Genomic DNA, 17,711 nt, shown 5'->3' with positions numbered 1-17,711 from the left:
CTTATGACCGTATCGGGTTTAGATAGCAGTAAAAATCAAACGCCCGTTAAGAACGTAGTCATTGCGGGTGGCGGTACTGCGGGATGGATGGCGGCCACAGCGCTGTCACGGCTTTTGGGTAAGTCAATAAAGGTTACGTTAGTCGAGTCGAGAGATATTGGCATTGTAGGTGTGGGCGAGGCCACTATTCCGCCGATAAGAACATTTCACAAATTACTGGGCATCGACGAAAAAGCATTTATGCGGGCCACACAAGCCACGTTCAAACTGGGTATTAAGTTTGAAAACTGGCGTGAACAGGGTCACAGCTATATCCATTCGTTTGGTATTACCGGAAGAGAGTGTTGGGCTGGCGAGTTTCATCATTTTTGGCTGAGGGCTAAAGAATACGGATTTGGTGGTGAATTTGGTGATTATTGCCCGGAACTTATTGCCGCTAAACAGAGCAAGTTCGCTACATCAGAAGTCATGCCGCTTAACTTTGCCTATCATTTTGATGCTGTTGCCTACGGTCGATTTTTAAAGTCTCTAGCGTGTGATGCTGGGGTAACTCACAAGGAAGGAGACATAGAAAAGGTCTTAGTATGCCCGCAATCAGGCAACATCCAGTCCCTTCGATTAGCAAGCAATGAAGTCATAGACGGCGACTTTTTTATAGACTGTACGGGCTTTAAAGGGCTGCTTATTGAACAGGCGCTTCACACCGGTTACGACGATTGGCGACACTATCTTTTTTGCGATAGTGCGGTAGCTATGCAAACTGAGCTTACAGCCCCACCTGTGCCATACACCAAAAGCGTGGCCCATAAGGCGGGGTGGCGCTGGCAGATACCACTTCAAGAGCGAATGGGTAATGGATTGGTATTTTGTAGCCGCTTTATGAGCGATGAAGACGCCATAGATACACTTAAATCTCAGGTGACAGGCGCAGCAATTAATGAGCCTAGAGTGATTCGTTTTACGCCTGGAAAACGCAGGCGTGGTTGGAATAAAAACTGCGTGGCGCTAGGGCTATCCAGTGGCTTTATTGAGCCTTTAGAGTCGACCAGTATCCATCTAATCATGACTGGCCTTATACGCTTAATGCGCCTATTTCCTTTTGATGGCATCACCCAAAGCGCAATGGACGAATACAATAATAAGTTTGATAGCGAAATGTCGGCCATACTCGATTTTATTGTTATGCATTACAAGGTGACACAGCGCGAGGACAGCCCCTTTTGGCAGCAGTGTCAACGCATGGAGATTCCGCCGTCACTTGAGCATAAATTGGCTTTATTTGCCGAGTCTGGCCGCGTGTTTTTAGATGACGGAGATATTTTCCGTGTTGATTCCTGGACCCAAGTATTAATGGGCCAAGGCATGACACCTAGCCAGTATCATCGTGTTGCCGATGAAATGAGTGAACAGTCACTTAAGCAGTTTATGGCAGGATTAAAGCAGCAGGTGGATAATCACGTAGCTAAACTCCCCTCGCACGAGGCCTTCTTAACACAGTATCTGAGATGAGTTATTAGAAGCGTTAGATGTTGGCGGCAAAAAATGCGTTAACGGTGAGCCAAGCGCCTGCTAACTTAAGAGTTACCAAACACACTTCATAAGCACCGTACCCAGCTAGAATTTTGGATTTAGTGCTATCTAAATTGGGAAAAACGCAAAAAAAGTACTGAAAATGATAATCCATTTTGTAGTTAGCGGTAGTTTGTTATTGGAAATGATTGCTGCTTTGTAATTAAACGGTAGACTTCTACCGAAATACTGCTAATGTTTAATACTTAACGGTAACAAACTACTGGATAGATGATGCAAACAGTCACACTGCAATTATTTAATCAAGGTCAATGGTGGGATGCTGCTACTTTGTGTTTCTCTGATGAGCGGCTCAATGCAAGTTGTTCGCTGTATTATGAGCATGAATATATTGCTAAGGTCGCAAGCTATGAGGTTAAAGATTGCTGGGCATGCTCCGTCAATGCGCCTATTAGCATTGTTCCTAAAGACTACCCTCATTGGCCAGCTCTATTAGATGATATTTTGCCGGTGGGTAAGTCTCGAGATTGGTGGCTCAGTTATCTTAATGTCAGTCGCTCAGACGAGTTTCAGCAAAATTACGCACTGTTGACTAATGCTTGTATGTCGCCCGTTGGTAACTTAAGAATAAAAGAAGCCGTACCGACAGAAGCTAATATCGACTCTCGCCGTTTTCCAATTGAGAACGTAATTTCATTGCAATATGACTTTTTAGAGTATGCTAATGAACAAGGCGCCGCAGTAGGAGGGGCGACAGGAGCTGGTGGTCTTGCACCAAAACTGCTACTCATGCTTGAAGATGATAAGGTTTTCATTGATGGGGACTTTGCAGGTAAGCCGTTGACCGCCACACCTTATTTAACCAAGTTTGCTAGAAATAGACGCTCAGATCGAGATAACAACATCTTAAAAGCTGAGGGCGTTTTTTATAAGGCGCTTTCGGAGATTTTGAAGGGTACCAATGTTTCCACCATCGATGTTGAAAAGCTAAAAATATTAGAAGATAAACAAAGTGGCCAAGCTAGTTTATGGCTACCTCGCTTTGACGTCCGCATAGAAAGTGGTGTGGCTAGTCGTATTGGATTGGAAAGTATTTATTCAATCATTAATGCCGAGCCTGGCAGCTATCAAGATCATTTTGAAGTGATGGAGACGGTGTGGCGAAGAATAAATTCTGCAACTCAAATGACGAAAAACGAATTTGCTAAGCAATATGTTGTTAGAGATTTTTTAAATATTGTCTTCGGTAACTCAGATAATCACGGCCGCAACATTTCATTTTTAAAATATGACGGCGATATTTGTTTTGCACCCATCTATGATTTTGCTCCTATGAAAGCCGATGAAGAAGGGATAACCCGTTTATTTAAGTGGGGGCGAAGTTGCGAAGTAGGTGGGCACGTTAATTTTTTAATCATTGCAGAGCAGCTTTCAGATTTTTGTGAGCCTAATGAAATAATTTTATTTTTGCGGCAACTGGCAGAAAAACTAATCGACTTGCCTGAGAGGTTGAAAAGATTGCATTGCCCAGATGAGATATTGAATTTTCCGGCGATTGGTTTTAGTAACACTAAAACTAAGTTAGTAGCAATGGGAGTCTATGGTGGTTAGGTTGACGGGTGAACAACGAAAAGAAATTTTAGCTCAGCTTGAAGATGATCTTGCAAACAATATTATCGGCATAGGCGAACTAGTAAAGCAGGTTCGTACCCAGCTTTATGGCATGACCCAAACACAGTACGCGAAATTTATTAAGGTGTCTGATAAAACATTGCGCGATATCGAGAAAGGGAATACCGATCCTCGCGTCTCGGTACTAAATAAAATTTTAGCGCCTGGTGGTTTTCAACTTTCTGTTCGATCAGTTCGCCGCGATATATAAAAATATCTTTGAGGTGCATCAAGCCATGGGGTTTCATAAGAAATAAAAAAGCCCAGTATGGCTGGGCTTTAGCGGAGGCTTTTGGACTCCAACGGATATTATTCTATATTCTGAATTTAGCAAAGGATTGGGACCAAAAGATCTAAATTTTGCAACAAGTTAACTTTTAATATTTTTGGAGAAGTCACCACTTTAGTCACCATATCACCACTGATGGCAACCTGTTCCCCACATTTGTTCTATATCTACTTTAGCCCAATACGCATGTAATGTCACCCTAAACTAAGGGTAAGTAATGCAGAATCGAAAATAACCTATTGCTAGTATTTAGTATCAAAACACAACCAAATTGCATCGCTGAGAAAAGCTGATAGGGTTTTCTTTTAATCATCGTAACAGAAAGTATTGTGACCAATTTCAAATCTCAGGAGTGCAGCGCATGTGCTAATCCAAGTGTGGCGGTTAGCACGGAGATCGTATCCGTTGACCCGGTCACCAAGGCAATTAAGTGATGAAGATGAGCTTACCAATTGATTAAGTGAGAAAAAGAAGAAGATTTCGGGATTCCGATCAGTGATTTCGGAAAAACGTCATTTTTGACCGGATAACTCCGAAATAGGCGATCGGATTAGACCGAAATCAGTGATCGGATTGAACCGAAATGGGTGATCGGAATGGGCCGAAACATGCAAAGGTAAAAGTGCGCTCGGCGTATTGTGCTAGTTAGCGATTGTTTACTTGTCCCAGAACGGGACAAGACTGATCAGCTAAAAGTTTTTATCATTTTGCGGACGGCAGGTTACGTAGTTCGACATAACTCTTTGTAAAATAATATTTTTCACTGTCCGAGTGCTACCTGCAATAATATGCTTTGTCTTAGAACTACAGATGGCTCAATTGACGTTGTCAACTAAAAGGTTCGGCGAGCGAACTTTGTGGTTCAAAACGCTAATAAGTCGAAGATACATTGTGTGGCAAAAAGTTCACCGAGTGAACTTTGCTATTCAAGTGAATTGATCTGCTGTGGGGTAAAACTCATTTTCGATCTATAGTATCTGATAGCTGAGCAATCATCTTAAGGATGTGTGAAGCATCATGCGGGTCAAAATTAATTTTTATATTTTGAGCATATGAATATGCGACCTGTCCATCGTTACCAACAATCGCAAAAGCAACTGCCTCATCAACCATCTCTCTAAACATTTCGTTAATGTCTTGCTTCTGTATTTCCATAACTTCGCTTCTATAATAATTTAAGTATTTGAAAATTATTGGCTTTTGGATATTTAAGTCTGCATAAGTGAGTATGCAGATATTTTTAATACTTACTATTTTTTTGATTGTCAGAAAGAAACCATAAGCCATTCAAATAATAGTGTAGATATCGAAAAAGCACTGAAAAATAGTTCGCTCTAAGTGACTGTGAATCCGCTTTTTCCGTAGAGAATTTGTGCAATTCATGGTATAACGATTATGAAATTTATAAAGTTATATAACCAATGTAAGGTGAACTTTGAGTTTAAATTTCAATCCGCCAAAAAAGCTCTTATTTTGCGCTTTTAAAACCTTGCCATTCTTGGCAATTCGCGTGTCAAAGTCGGCAATCTCTTTGCCAAATTTGGCAAAAGTGTTGCCAAAAGCTCGCACTCATGCAGAGCGAATTTAGTACACTTTTTCCTCTGGCTTTTACTCTCAAACTTCAATATTTGGTATATCTGACGCTTGTGATCTTAAGTGCTGTGTTCGTACCAAGATATGCGTTTGCACCTCAGCCATGTATTGTCGATCGTCTTCGATAAAAAGCGGTTCTTGAGTTATTGTTTCGATAAATGACTGCTGTGTAAGTATGGTTATGACTTTATCTGCCAAATCACTTAACTGGCGCGACAAGAGCTTTTTATTCACCCCGCAGGTTTCTGCGAAATCGGCCATTTGATAGGCGTTAATACTGTCGGGGTCAAACTCATCGCCCATCGCCATAGCAAGTACATGCTTAAACTGCGGGAACATGGCAACATTTACTAAGTCATAGGCTGGCGTGAATCGACTATTGCGCTTATCAAAAAACAGGGAGACGTTTTTTCCGTGACTGTCGTAATTGCTTATCATCAAATTAAATAACTGCCAATTGATAAGCCATTGAAGACTCTCTACGGGCGATGTCATGGTTTTTGCCAGCTCAAAGAGCCGGGGCAAGCTTGCGCCGTCCCGAATGTGTTGTACGTCCCTGCCATCACCTAGGTTTCGTTCGTATTTGTAGTCCCGCGGTAGGTTTAGCGCTTGGCAGCCGTCAATCACGTGTCTGCGAAAGACTTTGGATTGCTCAGGCGCATATTTTCGATCAAAACGTTCCACAATCAGTGCCGGATATTGTTCAAAGCGAGTGAACTGCACGTCTGCGGTGGGTAGACCGACTGCCTTTGACAGCTTCATACAGAAGTATTCGTTGAGTACAAGATTGGGGCAATTTTGCTTTTCAAATTTGAGAATGTGCGTTGAACACAATGTCCCATCGCCAAACCCGATTTGCCCTTGCTCATTAATGAATATGTTGAGCTTGTCTTGAACTCCCGCCACACTCAGTCGTGGTTTGTTGTCCCATGTTAACAGGCCAATGTCTTCCTTACTGGCAAGCCGCGTTACCAGCTCCTCATATTCTATCGCTCTAAATTGCGGCTCACATGCCTCTGGTAAAACATCTGAGCTTTGTTTTATCGCTTCAAATGAAATGGCCCCGGCCAAATCTTTGCCAATGGCCCTTACTTGGGAGTAAACATTTTTTTCTGAGACGCCGAGATGCTCCGCTAAGAGTTTTCGGGCTTCTCCTTCAGGTAAGGCATTATCAATGTAGTTATAGGCGACTTCACGAGAATGAACGTTATCCAGTGTTAACGATGGAGAAAGTGGGTAGCCTGTTTGCTGCCAATCCTGCTCATATTCAAGTTTGAGCAGATTGGTACTTTTATCTAAAGTTAACGTGCCAATACGTTGTTCTGCTAAGTAGATGAGCAGAGTGTATTCTGAGGGCTGGTTGATAGTGTCTGCTGTCATTCTTGCTATACCCACTCGTCATCGCTGACACTTGAGTTATGTCGTTTTTCAAGCGAAGGTGACGTAAGCTTGATACCCAATCCATGTAGCACGGAAAATGCCGCAGCGAGGGTGCAATTATCATTGCCATTTTCAATGCGAGATAAGGTATTGATACCCACATTACATAGCGCAGCACAATCAGCGAGTTTTATGCCCATCTCTGTGCGCTTAGCCTTAATCAATTGCCCTAACACCAGTGCGTTATCAATAAATGCTGTCTCAGGCATTTTTGAGGTAGTGACTTTCTTTGCCATTGCTTTACTCTAATATTCATTAGTATCAGTGATTATAGGCGGATATCAATGAATGACAAGTTTATTCACCGCTAACGGTGATTTTATATAGAACGATTCATTAAAGTGAAATAATTCACTCATATCGGTGAATTATTGAGTGGTTAGTCATGTTACTATTCATCGTTCACTAGCATTGCTGAATACCACTGAGGCGCAAAACCGTCCAGACAGCAGCGATACAAGTGTCATCTGCATGCTCTGGGTTAAGTCGCTCGCGATCAGTGCTTATATCCATTTCTTTCGAAAACCTCTTTTGATATCTCTCCGGTACCAACGCTGCGATATTTTTAAGCTTGAACATAATATTATCTTCATTCCTTGAGTGGCTGTCTTCATAGTTGATCTGCTGTAAAAGTTTCGTGGTCCTTGGAACGTTGAACGTATGAAGCAATCCGTAACCCGAAGTAAGGTCTGAAATGTGGTCAAAAATATAGTCTTTGGGGTCGCCCACCTGCTCAAGATAATCTAAGGTTAAATGCTCCTTCGTGGATAGGGAATAGCTAATGTTCAGCCATTCATCGTCCGGCATTACGTACCAATGGTAGCCGGCACCCTGCGCCAATAAGCCAACGGAAGTAGGGTATTGTTCTGAGTCATCACAATACACAATGAGGACAGGGGGAAAGAATTTTAATTCTGGATAATACATAACGTTTCCATTTTAAGATTCCGCTGAGACAAGCTCAGCATTTTTTCTATTGCCCATCAGGTAAGTGGTTATAGCTTACCTTCGTTAGGGGTAGCAATAGCGTGACTAACCGAATCAGCGCATCCGAACTCTCAACAAGTAAACCATAGCCGTCAAAGTTTTTTTCAACATCCTTGGGGTTCAGTTCATATACTTTTCAGCTATGGCTATCTCGCTCAAATTAAAATTAGCACAGCGATATTCAAGATGATATTTGGTTGTGTTTTGATACTAATTCGCTGCTAAGCTACAGGTTAGTGATTGTCATTGACTTATATTGAATAAGGGGCATCACCAAGTCAGCCAGTCGGTTTAATGCATCTACACGCTCTGGAAAAAAGCCATAGCAGTCGTACGTTTTTTCAACGCCCTTTAGGCTATGGTTCATACACTTCTCGGCCACGTCACGACGTACACCTAATTTGGACAGTAAGGTACGAAACGTACGTCTTAAGTCATGTAACGTGAAGTGATGGACGCCTTCTTCCTTCATGTAATTCGGCCCCCGCTTGCGGTTACCATAGCTAATGCCAAACAAGCAGGCGACAGCATCATTTATGGTATCCGGTGAGATGTGAGGATGCTTGCTGGCCCTGCGTTTGGGGAAAAGATACTCATGGTCGCCACTAAGAAGGTAGAGATCTTGAAACAACGGTAATACTTTGTCCGGAATGGGGATCACCAACGCTGCATCGGTTTTAGTGTTATTGGCAAACAATTTAAAGATTTGCCGCTTCAGATCAACTTGTTCCCATTTGGCCGACAATAGTTCCATTTTGCGATTGCCTAAAAGCAGTAACAGCGCCAATGCAATATAGGTGCTGCGCGGGATTTTGATAGGATGCTCACGAAACACGGCAAAAGCCGATTCAATTTCTTGCTCTTCTAGAAAGCGCTGTCTCTTAGTGTCTGCGCCTCCTGCATCATCAACTTGCGAAAATTCTTGGGCAATATTGACCGTGACTGCGCCATATTTTGTCGCTAAACGGTAAACGCGTTTGATAAACAATAGCACCTGATTGGCAATAGCTGGACGGCCAGAGTCCAACACACGCTGTATAACGTTGTCGATGTCATAACTATGAATTCGGTCGATGCGGATGTTACCTAGGTGCGGCTCTATCTCATTGTTGTAAACCCGTTCGTATACGTACGCAGTCTTTATTTTAGTGCACTTCTTTTCGAAGTACTTGTTAGCACAATCATCAAAGGTCACGAGCTTAGGTTGCTTTTGACGTTCAATATCGAGTTTTGGATCGATGCCGTCATTTAGCTTTTGTCGGCAATCAATCGTGAGCTTAATGGCGCCTTCAAGATCAAGTAGCTCTTCATGCCCCTTGCCATAACCACCTATTTTATACTGACGTCGTTTTCCAAATAATTGGTAACGAATGATCCAACTGGCCGTGCCTTTGGATTTCACATCAAGATAGAGACTAGGGTAGACGCTTTCGAAAGTGGGTTGGCCGGATGAACCAGCGCTTCAATATGTTTTGCAGTTTGTGAGATGTTCATTAACTTTCCCTTATTATTCGGAACAAAAATTGCGAACAAAATGAGGGGAAAGCTGGACCAAAAGTCACCACTTTGGTCAACACTTGGGGTCTAAATTGGCTTGTTTTTTTTACAGTTAGGATGAATAAATGATGACTAACTCTTAAAAAAAGCATGTTAAATCGCCAATTTAAGCCCAAAATATACTAGAAAACTTGTTATTCTATGTTTTGAATTTGCTCACGCATCTGCTCAATCAGGACTTTAAGTTCAACCGCCGATTGTGTGATGTCGGTGCTGATAGACTTTGAACCTAACGTGTTCGATTCGCGGTTAAACTCCTGCATCATGAAATCAAGACGGCGGCCTACTGCTCCACCCTTTTTAAGGATATTGCGGGTTTCCTTAACGTGAGCATTCAGACGATCTAACTCTTCTGCCACGTCTACTTTTTGCGCCAGCATGATCATTTCTTGTTCAAAACGGCCTGCATCAAGTTCAACCTTTGCTTCTTCAAAGCGGGTTTGCACTTTTTCTCGCTGCCACACCATGATTTCAGGCATACGTGCGGCCACTTTTTCAGCTTCCACTTCTATAGCGTCAAGGCGTTGCGTAATCATACCTTTAAGGGCTTCACCTTCGGTAGCGCGGGCACTAATAAAATCGTTAAGAGCTTGGTCGAACGCGGCCATTACGTCAGCGTGGATGGCGTCCATATCGGCTTCTTCCGCTGCAATTACCCCAGGCCAGCGCAAAACGTCTAGTGGGTTAACCCCCGTGGATTGGCCATGGGATTGCACCCAGTCAGCGGCGTGAAGCACTTGCTTAGCCAACTCTTCGTTTAAGCTTAGCTTGGTTACAGCAGCATCGTTGGCGGTAAAACGCAGCGCACATTCCACCTTACCTCGAGCTAGCTTTTTACGGAATCGTTCACGTAAAACCGGCTCCAATGAGCGAAACTGTTCCGGCAGGCGAAAGTAAGTTTCTAAAAAGCGTTGGTTGACCGAGCGTATTTCCCACACGGCTGAGCCCCACTCTTTTTTGGTTTCTACGCGTGCAAACGCTGTCATGCTGTAAATCATAAATATCCTTTAAATTTAACTGAAAGCCTGCAAAAACAACCCGAACGTCGTGTTGTATACGTGAATATCTACAGCAGGTTTTCTTGTATTTTGTATATTAGCGCACATTTACGTAATTCAATAAGCAAACATGTAAAGTTCGTTTTTAACGGCCGCGGGTATTGCGTTATACTTAGGCGCAATTTCGTAGCTACATCGAATTTATAGGTTTTGACCGCGAATTGGGCTTTCTATTCACATATCGCCAATAAAACCTGTAAAACGCTACCCTTTTTTAAGCACTTACGTTGTGGAGAACACTATGCGTCCAAGCGGCAGAACCGCCAGTCAAATTCGCCCTGTTACAATTACTCGCCAATACACTTGTCACGCAGAAGGCTCTGTTCTTGTAGAGTTTGGTAACACTAAGGTGTTGTGTAATGCGACGGTAGAAGAAGGTGTGCCACGCTTTATGAAGGGCCAAGGGAAAGGCTGGATTACAGCTGAGTACAGCATGCTTCCACGTGCTACTCATACGCGAAGCGGCCGTGAAGCGGCGCGCGGTAAACAAGGCGGCCGCACGTTAGAGATCCAGCGTCTAATTGCGCGTTCACTACGCGCAGCGGTAGATTTAAAACTTCTGGGCGAAAACACCATTACGTTAGACTGCGACGTTATTCAGGCCGACGGCGGTACGCGTACAGCGTCAATTACCGGTGCGTGTGTAGCTCTTGTTGATGCACTTACTTACATGCGTGCAAAAGGCATTATCAAAACTAACCCGCTTAAACATATGATTGCCGCCCTTTCAGTAGGTATTTACGAAGGTACGCCAATCGCTGACCTTGAGTACACCGAAGACTCTGAGGCAGAGACAGATATGAACATCGTAATGACCGAAACCGGCAAGCTGATTGAAGTTCAAGGTACTGCAGAGGGCGAACCGTTCTCGTTTGAAGAGCTTGACGAGATGCTGAAAATTGGTAAGCACGGTTTACGTGAATTGTTCGACATTCAAAAAGCGGCGCTAGCGTAAGCGAGTCATCGACACGTAGTTAGAACCAACGCGTAAATTAGAAATTAAGAGGTCATCATGAAAGCGTTTCAGCGTGATTTTATTGAGTTTGCCATTGAACGTGGCGTACTGAAATTTGGCGAATTCACTTTAAAGTCAGGCCGCGTTAGCCCGTACTTTTTCAATGCCGGTTTGTTTAATCGCGGTGGCGATTTGGCTAAGTTGGGGCGTTTTTACGCTGATGCGTTAATGGACGCAGGCGTTGCGTTCGATGTACTTTTTGGTCCAGCCTATAAGGGCATTCCTATTGCGACAACAACAGCCGTTGCATTGGCCGATAGCCACGACCTTGATGTCCCTTATTGCTTCAACCGCAAAGAAGCGAAAACCCACGGTGAAGGCGGCAATCTAGTTGGCAGCCCACTAGAAGGTAAGGTTATGCTGGTGGATGACGTGATCACTGCGGGTACGGCTATTCGCGAATCGATGACCTTAATCGAGCAACAGCAGGCTAGCTTGTCTGGCGTGCTGATTGCGCTAGACAGACAAGAGCGCGGTAATGGCGAACTGTCAGCTATTCAAGAGGTCGAGCGCGACTTTGGCACTCAGGTTATCTCTATTGTATCGCTTGCCGATGTCGTGGCTTATCTGACCGAGAAAGGCGGGTTTGATAGCGAAATCAGCGCCATTAACACCTATCGTGAAAATTATGGCATCTGATTTTGACAGCGCATTTAGCGCGGCTAGTCAACATTTAGATGCGCTAGGATTGCGTTGCCCAGAGCCAGTAATGATGGTGCGTCTGAATATTCGAAAGCTGGCCGATGGGGAAACTTTATCGGTCACGGCTGACGATCCCTCAACGGCCAGAGATATTCCTAGCTTTTGCCGCTTTATGGACCACACGCTGGTTGCGTCCCAAACCGAGACCATGCCTTACCAATACGTAATTAAGAAAGGGCGCGCTTGAGCGCCTTTTTTGTTACTGTTTCTATTCGCGGCCGCTAGCAGCCTGCAATAAAAGTTGCTTCAAAACCTGCTTGCTTCGCGAACAGGTACAGTGAATATCTGTCATGTGTAGCACTTCACCATTAAGCATTTTTTGAAGTACAGAAGCTCTAACGTTTAATGAGACAAAGCCGTCTTCGCTTGAAATTTGTTTCGACGCCATAACTATCTCCTTTTATCTAAAGTATTTAATGCACTGCCACAGAAGCGAGTCGTTTGCTTGCTTGGGGGACATAGGTTTGCTCAAGGGTATGCTGAATGGCCGCGATTAGCCTGCATATAGAAGGATTGGTGGCATGCAGGGGTAATATGGCAATAAGCTGTTGCTGACATTCTTGTAAAATAGCGTGAGATTCTCGCTTCCTATGTTCTTCGGCAAGCAGAGATGATAAGTACATTCCCATAGTGGAAAAAGCGAGTACGTCTTCTTGAACTACACTGACTTTCTGCAAAGAGGTAGGCTGAAGCGCATTAAGGATAACCTTTGCGGCCTCAAAGGTTTGATAGCCTAACTCTCTCGCATAATCCAATCTGCCCTGTTGATGGGCTTGCTGCGTCTGCGCTTGCATAGCATAGCGATGCTGTCGCGCGTTTGAAGGGTTTAGCTGTAGCCACTTTTTGTAAACTGGGCATAGCCGCTGAACATTCATATAAGCACCTCCTGTTTTTTATTACATTAGTGCAAATAAGAATCATTATCAAATGTAAAGTTCAAAAAATCTATTGGGTTGATTTGATATTTACATTGTCGTGAGCCAACGGCATCGTTTGTCGCGCCTATTAAGTGCTTTGAGTCACTAGTACAGGCGAGCTTATTAGCTGATTAAATTTGAAAGCCACCATAAAAGAAGCACCGCAACTGTGATAGCAATAACCGCTTTCATTTTGTAGCGCTTAATGAGCTGCTCAGCTTTGTCTCCTGTGTAATAAACCACGGCTGCGAGTCCGAAATAGCGAATTGAACGCGCAATAACAGTAGCTAAAAGAAAAAGCGGAAGTGAGTATTGGGTTGCACCTGCTGCAAGCATCGCAACCTGAAAAGGAATAGGGGCAATACCTAAGGTCATTACGAACCAAAAACCTTGGTTTTGCATCTGCTGTTTTACATTGTCGAATTGCTCTTGGCTAAAAAAAGTATCTATAAGCCACTGACCAACCATATCGAAGAGGTAGTAACCGAGGGCATAGCCGAAGACTGCGCCAATCACACAGCCTATGGTGGCCATTAATGCAATTTTCCAAAGCGACTCCCGTCTTGCTTGCATTAGTGGCACCATTACGGCTTCTAGTGGTATGGGAACAATGGTTGATTCTAAAAATGAGGCAAGAGTGATGCCCTTTAACATATGTTTAGAATCGACAAGTTTTTTGGTTTTGTGCTTAACCTTTTTACCTAGTTCCATGTAATCCCTACCACTTTATTTTTTCTACTGCTTGTAAACGACTCCGTCTTTCATCACAAAAGACACGCTTTCCATAAGCGATATATCGTCAAGCGGGTTGCCTTGAACCGCGACAATGTCAGCCAGTTTTCCCTCTTCAAGAGTGCCTAGAATATCGCTTATGCCTAGTAAGCTCGCGCTATTCACGGTAGCACTAAGCAGAGCGTCAGCAGGTTTCATACCCGCTTCAACCATTAAAGAGAACTCTTGCGCATTGTCGCCGTGGGCTGATACACCACTGTCTGTACCAAAAGCAATTTTTACGCCTGCTTTATGCGCTTTTTCAAACGTATTTTGGATAAGCGGGCCGATAGCGGCAGCTTTCGGGCGTACTAACTCTGGAAAGAAACCATCAATTTTGGCTTTGTCTGCTACGAACTTTCCTGCCAGTATTGTTGGCACATAGTAGGTGCCGTGCTTCTTCATTAATGTGCGAATTTCGTCGTCCATATAAGTGCCGTGCTCAATAGAGTCTACACCGGCTTCAATAGCCCTCTTCATGCCTTCTTTCCCATGAGCATGCACTGCTACTGTCATACCGTAGTCTTTTGCCGTTTCAACAATTGCTTCTAGTTCATCGGTCATGAACTGCGGGTTTTGGCCGCTTTTGGCAACGCTTAATACACCGCCGGTTGCCGTAATTTTGATCAAGTCTGCGCCATCTTGGTAACGAGTCCTTACTGCCTCTCGCGCTTCAGCTTCGCCATTAACCACTCCTTGCTTGGGGCCTACATCCGGGCGAAGTAAATGAGATAAGCCGTTACTTGGGTCGGCATGTCCGCCTGTAGTAGCAATAGATTTAGCAACGGTATAAATACGCGGGCCTGTAGCATAGCCTTTACTAATAGCGTTCCTTAGCGCAACGGTTTCGTTGTAGCCATCCCCTAAGTTGCGAACCGTGGTGAAGCCCGAATCTAACGTAATCTTAGCGTAGTTCGCTGCTCGTAATGCATAGTCGGCTTCATTTAGTGAAAAGCGCTCCAGATACGTTTGAGGCCCACCATGTTGAGAAGACAAATGAACATGCATGTCCATCAGACCAGGCATAACGGTTGACGTCTTCAAGTCGATGACAGTATCGCCTTCTTGGGCTTCAGCAAACCCCTTTTTTACCGCTTTGATCTTGTTGTCTTCAACAACAATAGTCACATTTTCCTGAAGAGAGTTTGATGTGCCAGTAAACACTTTTCCTGCATGAATCAGCGTGTCGGCTACAGTGGAAAAGGGCGATGAGAGTAAGGCACTGGCAACAGCCAGCGTAATCAGAGGCTTTTTCATGATATAGGTCTTCTTGTTGATTGTTTTATAGACTATATCGAATGTAATGCAGTCAGAGGTATAACGCAAAACAAAGCGCTGTTAACGGTGCTTTATCGAAGATGAATCACGTTTTGATATGTTCGAAGAGACAGAAGCAACAAAGTAGGCTAGTTGCTTACTTCACCTAAAATAAAGGTGATGCCGTTTGACTGAATACTAAATTGCGTGCCGGCTTCATACGGTTTTTCATCAGCTTGTTCAAGCAGTTGATAATAGGTATTTTGATGTAGTCTTGCCCACAAGTTTCTGCGAACGCATAGGTAGGGAATGGCCGTTGCCTCTGGATCTTGTATGGCTTTAGGCGGAACGCGAAGTTCGAGCTGATCAGCACGCTCTAACCTTACAATGTCGCCTGTTTGTGTGGTAAACACATAAGTGTTGCCACTCGCTGATTCACCTTCTTTCCTATGCCATTGAGTTACAAGAAAAGGTGTGTCTTCAACGGTAATGCCTACTTTCTCTACGGGAGTAACTAAGAAGTACTTTTCACCTTCCCGCTTTAACACCGAAGCAAAAAGCTGAACCAAGCTTGCGCGCCCAATAGGACTGCCTTCATAAAACCATCTTCCATCAAGCGCTATAGTTAGATTAATGTCACCGCAAAAATCGGGGTTCCATTGTTCAACAGGAGGTAAAGGGCGCGCTTTTGACGACGTGCCCTTAAGCTGCTGCTGAAATCTAGTTAGATCCACGCTCTTCAACCAATACTTTCAGTTCGCGTAGCTTTGCCTTTATGCGACGCATGTTATCTGGGCCAGTACGAAGAAGTTGTTTCTGTGGCTCGTTTAAACTCTCTAGACGATCATCAGCATACTTGTAGGCGACCGAGTCGGTATAAACCTCTACAGGAACCGGCACTTCAGGTGTATCAAGAAGCTGATCAATCGCTTCTAGCAATACGCTGTTGAAGTCTTGGTCAGGGCTTCCAATTTCGGCGTACTTCGCCTGGATGTCGTCTTTATAAATACCGTATATGTTAAGCAGTGCTTCGTTATTGAATGACTCCAACATATCTACGTATGGTGTATAACGTTTATAGCTTGCTGCATCAATCCATTGCTTGCCTGCTTGAGAGTATACGCGGAAGTTCTGCTCAGGTGGCGTTAGTAACTGGTGATTAGGCGCCATTTCATCATTTGCTAGATTCGTAACCGACACTACAAAGCGTTGAATTAGACCTTCATCAACCAGCATGCGGTTAACGGTTTCTTCGCTCGCAGACGAACTCTCAATAAGTGAAGCTTTCACAGCAGGATCGCTGGTATCCAGAGGTTCCGGTTCTGGTTCAACTGGCTCTGGAAGCGGCTCAACCTCGCCTTTTTCCTCAAGCTCTACTGTTGGGGCTGGCTGAGTAGGCTCAAATACTTCAGGCTCTTCTGGCGTAGTCACTTCAGGTTCAGTCACTTCGGGCTCAGGAGTAACTACAGGCTCAGGCTCATCGTCGCTGGGCCAAAACACAACAGCCAGAATAACAACAAGAAGGATGCCTACAATGATAAAGTGTGGGCCTAACGATTTCTTTTCCGACGATTCGCTCATAATGACTCCGCTACAAAACTATCCTTTTGGTAATACTACCAGAGATAACACCCAAATTTAGAAAATCAATCAAGAGAAATGTTCCCTTAGATTGTAAATTCCTTATTTTGAACACTTTTTAACGTAAAAAAGTCACTTTCCGATTTCTTTTTATACAAATTTAGTGGAAAACCCTCATTTTTTCTTCTCATTCACATTCGATATTATGTAAATGCAAAAATAATTTTAAAACAAATGTTTAACAAATTGGGTTTGTGTACTAATGTGTTGATTAGTCATTGAAAAGCAAATGCTAGCTCGTTGTTATCTATAATAATTAATGAATATTTCGAGCCTCACGACCCCGTTTCAACTTAAATGTGCCCTTATAGGATAATTAGCGTGAGTAAGTTTAGACAGTATCACCCTAAATTACACCGAGCAGTAAAACGCTACAGTGTTATGCAGCATCTAATCATGCTGGGAGTAATGCTTTATCTCCTTTTAAATATCAATAACTTGTCAACTAAGCATCAGATCATTGCTGTAGCGACTGTCATTGTTATGAGTATACAAAATGGCTTTATACTGTCTAAAGCGAAAGTCGCTTTAGCTGTTGAAGGCCCTAGGTTGCTGGTATTTCCATTACTATGGATTGCTTCTGGAATGGGAACGGCGGCGTTCCTATACAGTGCCTGCTCTCTTGCATCCTTACTGGTGTTGGCAAATGCAATACGGTTTAAAAACCATCGACCTCCGCTAGATCTATCTAATGAACCTGAGCACCTTGCCTAACGTATATATTCTGCTTTTTAGCCCTAACTTCCATCATTAAATAAGAATATAGGGCGTGCAAGGTGCATACTTGGTTCATGAGGTAGAAAAATGCAGAAGTTCTATTTTCGAGATATTGAAGAGTCGCCAACCGCGATAGATTATCTGGAAGTTCAGTCGTATGAGATGAATGTTTACCTGGTTTATCTCACTATCGGCAGTCAAAGTGGCATGCTTTACGACAACAAAGATAAGCCCATGCGTTTTTTTAGTGCCGGCCACATTCGCGAAGCCTTCGCGCATTGTCATGTTCAGCAGGCGGTAATGAAGCACGATACGCCTTACGATGAAATGATTGGCAACCCGCCAAAAAGTAAAGAGCAGATGGCGTTACCGTTCAGTATGGATTTGCCTTACTAGATTGTTGTGCGAGTGCTATAGGCTTTTTGAAGTGGGTCCTATCTGAGTTCAGTAAGGTCGCAGCGCAACGTTTTCACAGTAAAACATGGCACAGCACCGCAAAACCGATTTAAACGATAGATAAGCTGCGTAATAAGTAGTTTCTTACTCGCTTAACACACCAACGAAGT

20 protein-coding genes are annotated in these 17,711 nt (G+C 43.7%); 8 read left to right on the top strand and 12 right to left on the bottom strand.

Annotated elements, in window-relative coordinates:
* Window positions 1-3 precede the first annotated feature (3 nt).
* From KUL49_RS10185 to KUL49_RS10175, 3 genes are all read left to right on the top strand, one after another.
* Window positions 4-1,509 (top strand): tryptophan halogenase family protein, encoded by a 1,506-nt coding sequence (locus tag KUL49_RS10185; protein ID WP_131137217.1) that lies wholly within the window; start codon window positions 4-6, stop codon window positions 1,507-1,509.
* A gap of 291 nt (window positions 1,510-1,800) precedes the next feature.
* Window positions 1,801-3,141: a HipA domain-containing protein gene (locus KUL49_RS10180; protein WP_242633795.1), complete on the top strand. Its 1,341-nt coding sequence runs from the start codon at window positions 1,801-1,803 to the stop codon at window positions 3,139-3,141.
* On the top strand, window positions 3,131-3,412 hold the full coding sequence (locus KUL49_RS10175; RefSeq protein ID WP_242633794.1) for a helix-turn-helix transcriptional regulator: 282 nt from the start codon (window positions 3,131-3,133) through the stop codon (window positions 3,410-3,412). The genes KUL49_RS10180 and KUL49_RS10175 overlap by 11 nt, the downstream gene beginning before the upstream one ends.
* 1,035 nt (window positions 3,413-4,447) lie before the next feature.
* Here the strand turns inward: KUL49_RS10175 and KUL49_RS10170 are convergent.
* The 6 genes from KUL49_RS10170 to KUL49_RS10145 all read right to left on the bottom strand — a co-directional run bounded on the left by KUL49_RS10170 (window position 4,448) and on the right by KUL49_RS10145 (window position 10,065).
* Complete coding sequence (locus KUL49_RS10170) at window positions 4,448-4,645, bottom strand: hypothetical protein (RefSeq protein WP_131137215.1); 198 nt, start codon at window positions 4,643-4,645, stop codon at window positions 4,448-4,450.
* A 459-nt stretch (window positions 4,646-5,104) separates the two neighbouring features.
* Entirely contained in the window at window positions 5,105-6,463 is a 1,359-nt protein-coding gene (locus KUL49_RS10165; protein WP_131137214.1) for a HipA domain-containing protein, read from the bottom strand.
* 5 nt (window positions 6,464-6,468) lie between these two features.
* Complete coding sequence (locus tag KUL49_RS10160) at window positions 6,469-6,759, bottom strand: helix-turn-helix domain-containing protein (protein ID WP_131137213.1); 291 nt, start codon at window positions 6,757-6,759, stop codon at window positions 6,469-6,471.
* A 169-nt stretch (window positions 6,760-6,928) separates the two neighbouring features.
* Complete coding sequence (locus tag KUL49_RS10155; RefSeq protein WP_131137212.1) at window positions 6,929-7,450, bottom strand: hypothetical protein; 522 nt, start codon at window positions 7,448-7,450, stop codon at window positions 6,929-6,931.
* A 286-nt stretch (window positions 7,451-7,736) separates the two neighbouring features.
* A complete protein-coding gene (locus KUL49_RS10150) occupies window positions 7,737-8,912 on the bottom strand; it encodes a site-specific integrase (protein WP_131137211.1) in 1,176 nt (391 codons plus the stop codon).
* Between the two features lie 289 nt (window positions 8,913-9,201).
* Entirely contained in the window at window positions 9,202-10,065 is an 864-nt protein-coding gene (locus KUL49_RS10145) for a YicC/YloC family endoribonuclease (protein ID WP_014977829.1), read from the bottom strand.
* A gap of 301 nt (window positions 10,066-10,366) precedes the next feature.
* Here KUL49_RS10145 and rph point away from each other — a divergent pair, with 301 nt between their 5' ends.
* Genes rph through tusA form a run of 3 tightly spaced genes read left to right on the top strand, consistent with a single transcriptional unit; the run spans window position 10,367 to window position 12,029 of the window.
* Window positions 10,367-11,080: a ribonuclease PH gene (gene rph, locus KUL49_RS10140; protein WP_014951432.1), complete on the top strand. Its 714-nt coding sequence runs from the start codon at window positions 10,367-10,369 to the stop codon at window positions 11,078-11,080.
* 57 nt (window positions 11,081-11,137) lie between these two features.
* Window positions 11,138-11,779 (top strand): orotate phosphoribosyltransferase, encoded by a 642-nt coding sequence (pyrE, locus tag KUL49_RS10135; RefSeq protein WP_014951431.1) that lies wholly within the window; start codon window positions 11,138-11,140, stop codon window positions 11,777-11,779.
* Entirely contained in the window at window positions 11,769-12,029 is a 261-nt protein-coding gene (gene tusA / locus KUL49_RS10130) for a sulfurtransferase TusA (protein ID WP_014951430.1), read from the top strand. The genes pyrE and tusA overlap by 11 nt, the downstream gene beginning before the upstream one ends.
* A 21-nt stretch (window positions 12,030-12,050) precedes the next feature.
* Here tusA and KUL49_RS10125 read toward each other — a convergent pair whose 3' ends face one another.
* From KUL49_RS10125 to KUL49_RS10100, 6 genes are all read right to left on the bottom strand, one after another.
* Window positions 12,051-12,230, bottom strand: coding sequence for a hypothetical protein (locus KUL49_RS10125; RefSeq protein WP_014951429.1), 180 nt, complete (start codon window positions 12,228-12,230; stop codon window positions 12,051-12,053).
* A gap of 25 nt (window positions 12,231-12,255) precedes the next feature.
* Window positions 12,256-12,717 carry a hypothetical protein gene (locus KUL49_RS10120; protein WP_014951428.1) on the bottom strand — a complete coding sequence of 154 codons (462 nt, stop codon included), beginning with the start codon at window positions 12,715-12,717 and terminating at the stop codon, window positions 12,256-12,258.
* Between the two features lie 165 nt (window positions 12,718-12,882).
* Window positions 12,883-13,470, bottom strand: coding sequence for a YqaA family protein (locus KUL49_RS10115; protein WP_131137210.1), 588 nt, complete (start codon window positions 13,468-13,470; stop codon window positions 12,883-12,885).
* A 24-nt stretch (window positions 13,471-13,494) separates the two neighbouring features.
* Window positions 13,495-14,787 carry an amidohydrolase family protein gene (locus tag KUL49_RS10110; protein ID WP_131137209.1) on the bottom strand — a complete coding sequence of 431 codons (1,293 nt, stop codon included), beginning with the start codon at window positions 14,785-14,787 and terminating at the stop codon, window positions 13,495-13,497.
* 149 nt (window positions 14,788-14,936) lie between these two features.
* Window positions 14,937-15,521: a DUF1285 domain-containing protein gene (locus KUL49_RS10105; protein ID WP_131137208.1), complete on the bottom strand. Its 585-nt coding sequence runs from the start codon at window positions 15,519-15,521 to the stop codon at window positions 14,937-14,939.
* Window positions 15,508-16,368 carry a DUF3014 domain-containing protein gene (locus KUL49_RS10100; RefSeq protein ID WP_131137207.1) on the bottom strand — a complete coding sequence of 287 codons (861 nt, stop codon included), beginning with the start codon at window positions 16,366-16,368 and terminating at the stop codon, window positions 15,508-15,510. The genes KUL49_RS10105 and KUL49_RS10100 overlap by 14 nt, the downstream gene beginning before the upstream one ends.
* Before the next feature lie 381 nt (window positions 16,369-16,749).
* Here KUL49_RS10100 and KUL49_RS10095 point away from each other — a divergent pair, with 381 nt between their 5' ends.
* On the top strand, window positions 16,750-17,142 hold the full coding sequence (locus KUL49_RS10095) for a hypothetical protein (RefSeq protein WP_131137206.1): 393 nt from the start codon (window positions 16,750-16,752) through the stop codon (window positions 17,140-17,142).
* Between the two features lie 90 nt (window positions 17,143-17,232).
* A complete protein-coding gene (locus KUL49_RS10090; protein ID WP_014951422.1) occupies window positions 17,233-17,541 on the top strand; it encodes a DUF6482 family protein in 309 nt (102 codons plus the stop codon).
* Window positions 17,542-17,711 lie beyond the last annotated feature (170 nt).

The sequence above is a fragment of the Alteromonas sp. KUL17 genome, from assembly GCF_006538305.1.
GTDB classification, from domain to species: domain Bacteria; phylum Pseudomonadota; class Gammaproteobacteria; order Enterobacterales; family Alteromonadaceae; genus Alteromonas; species Alteromonas macleodii.
This window is presented reverse-complemented; position numbering and strand designations above follow the sequence as displayed.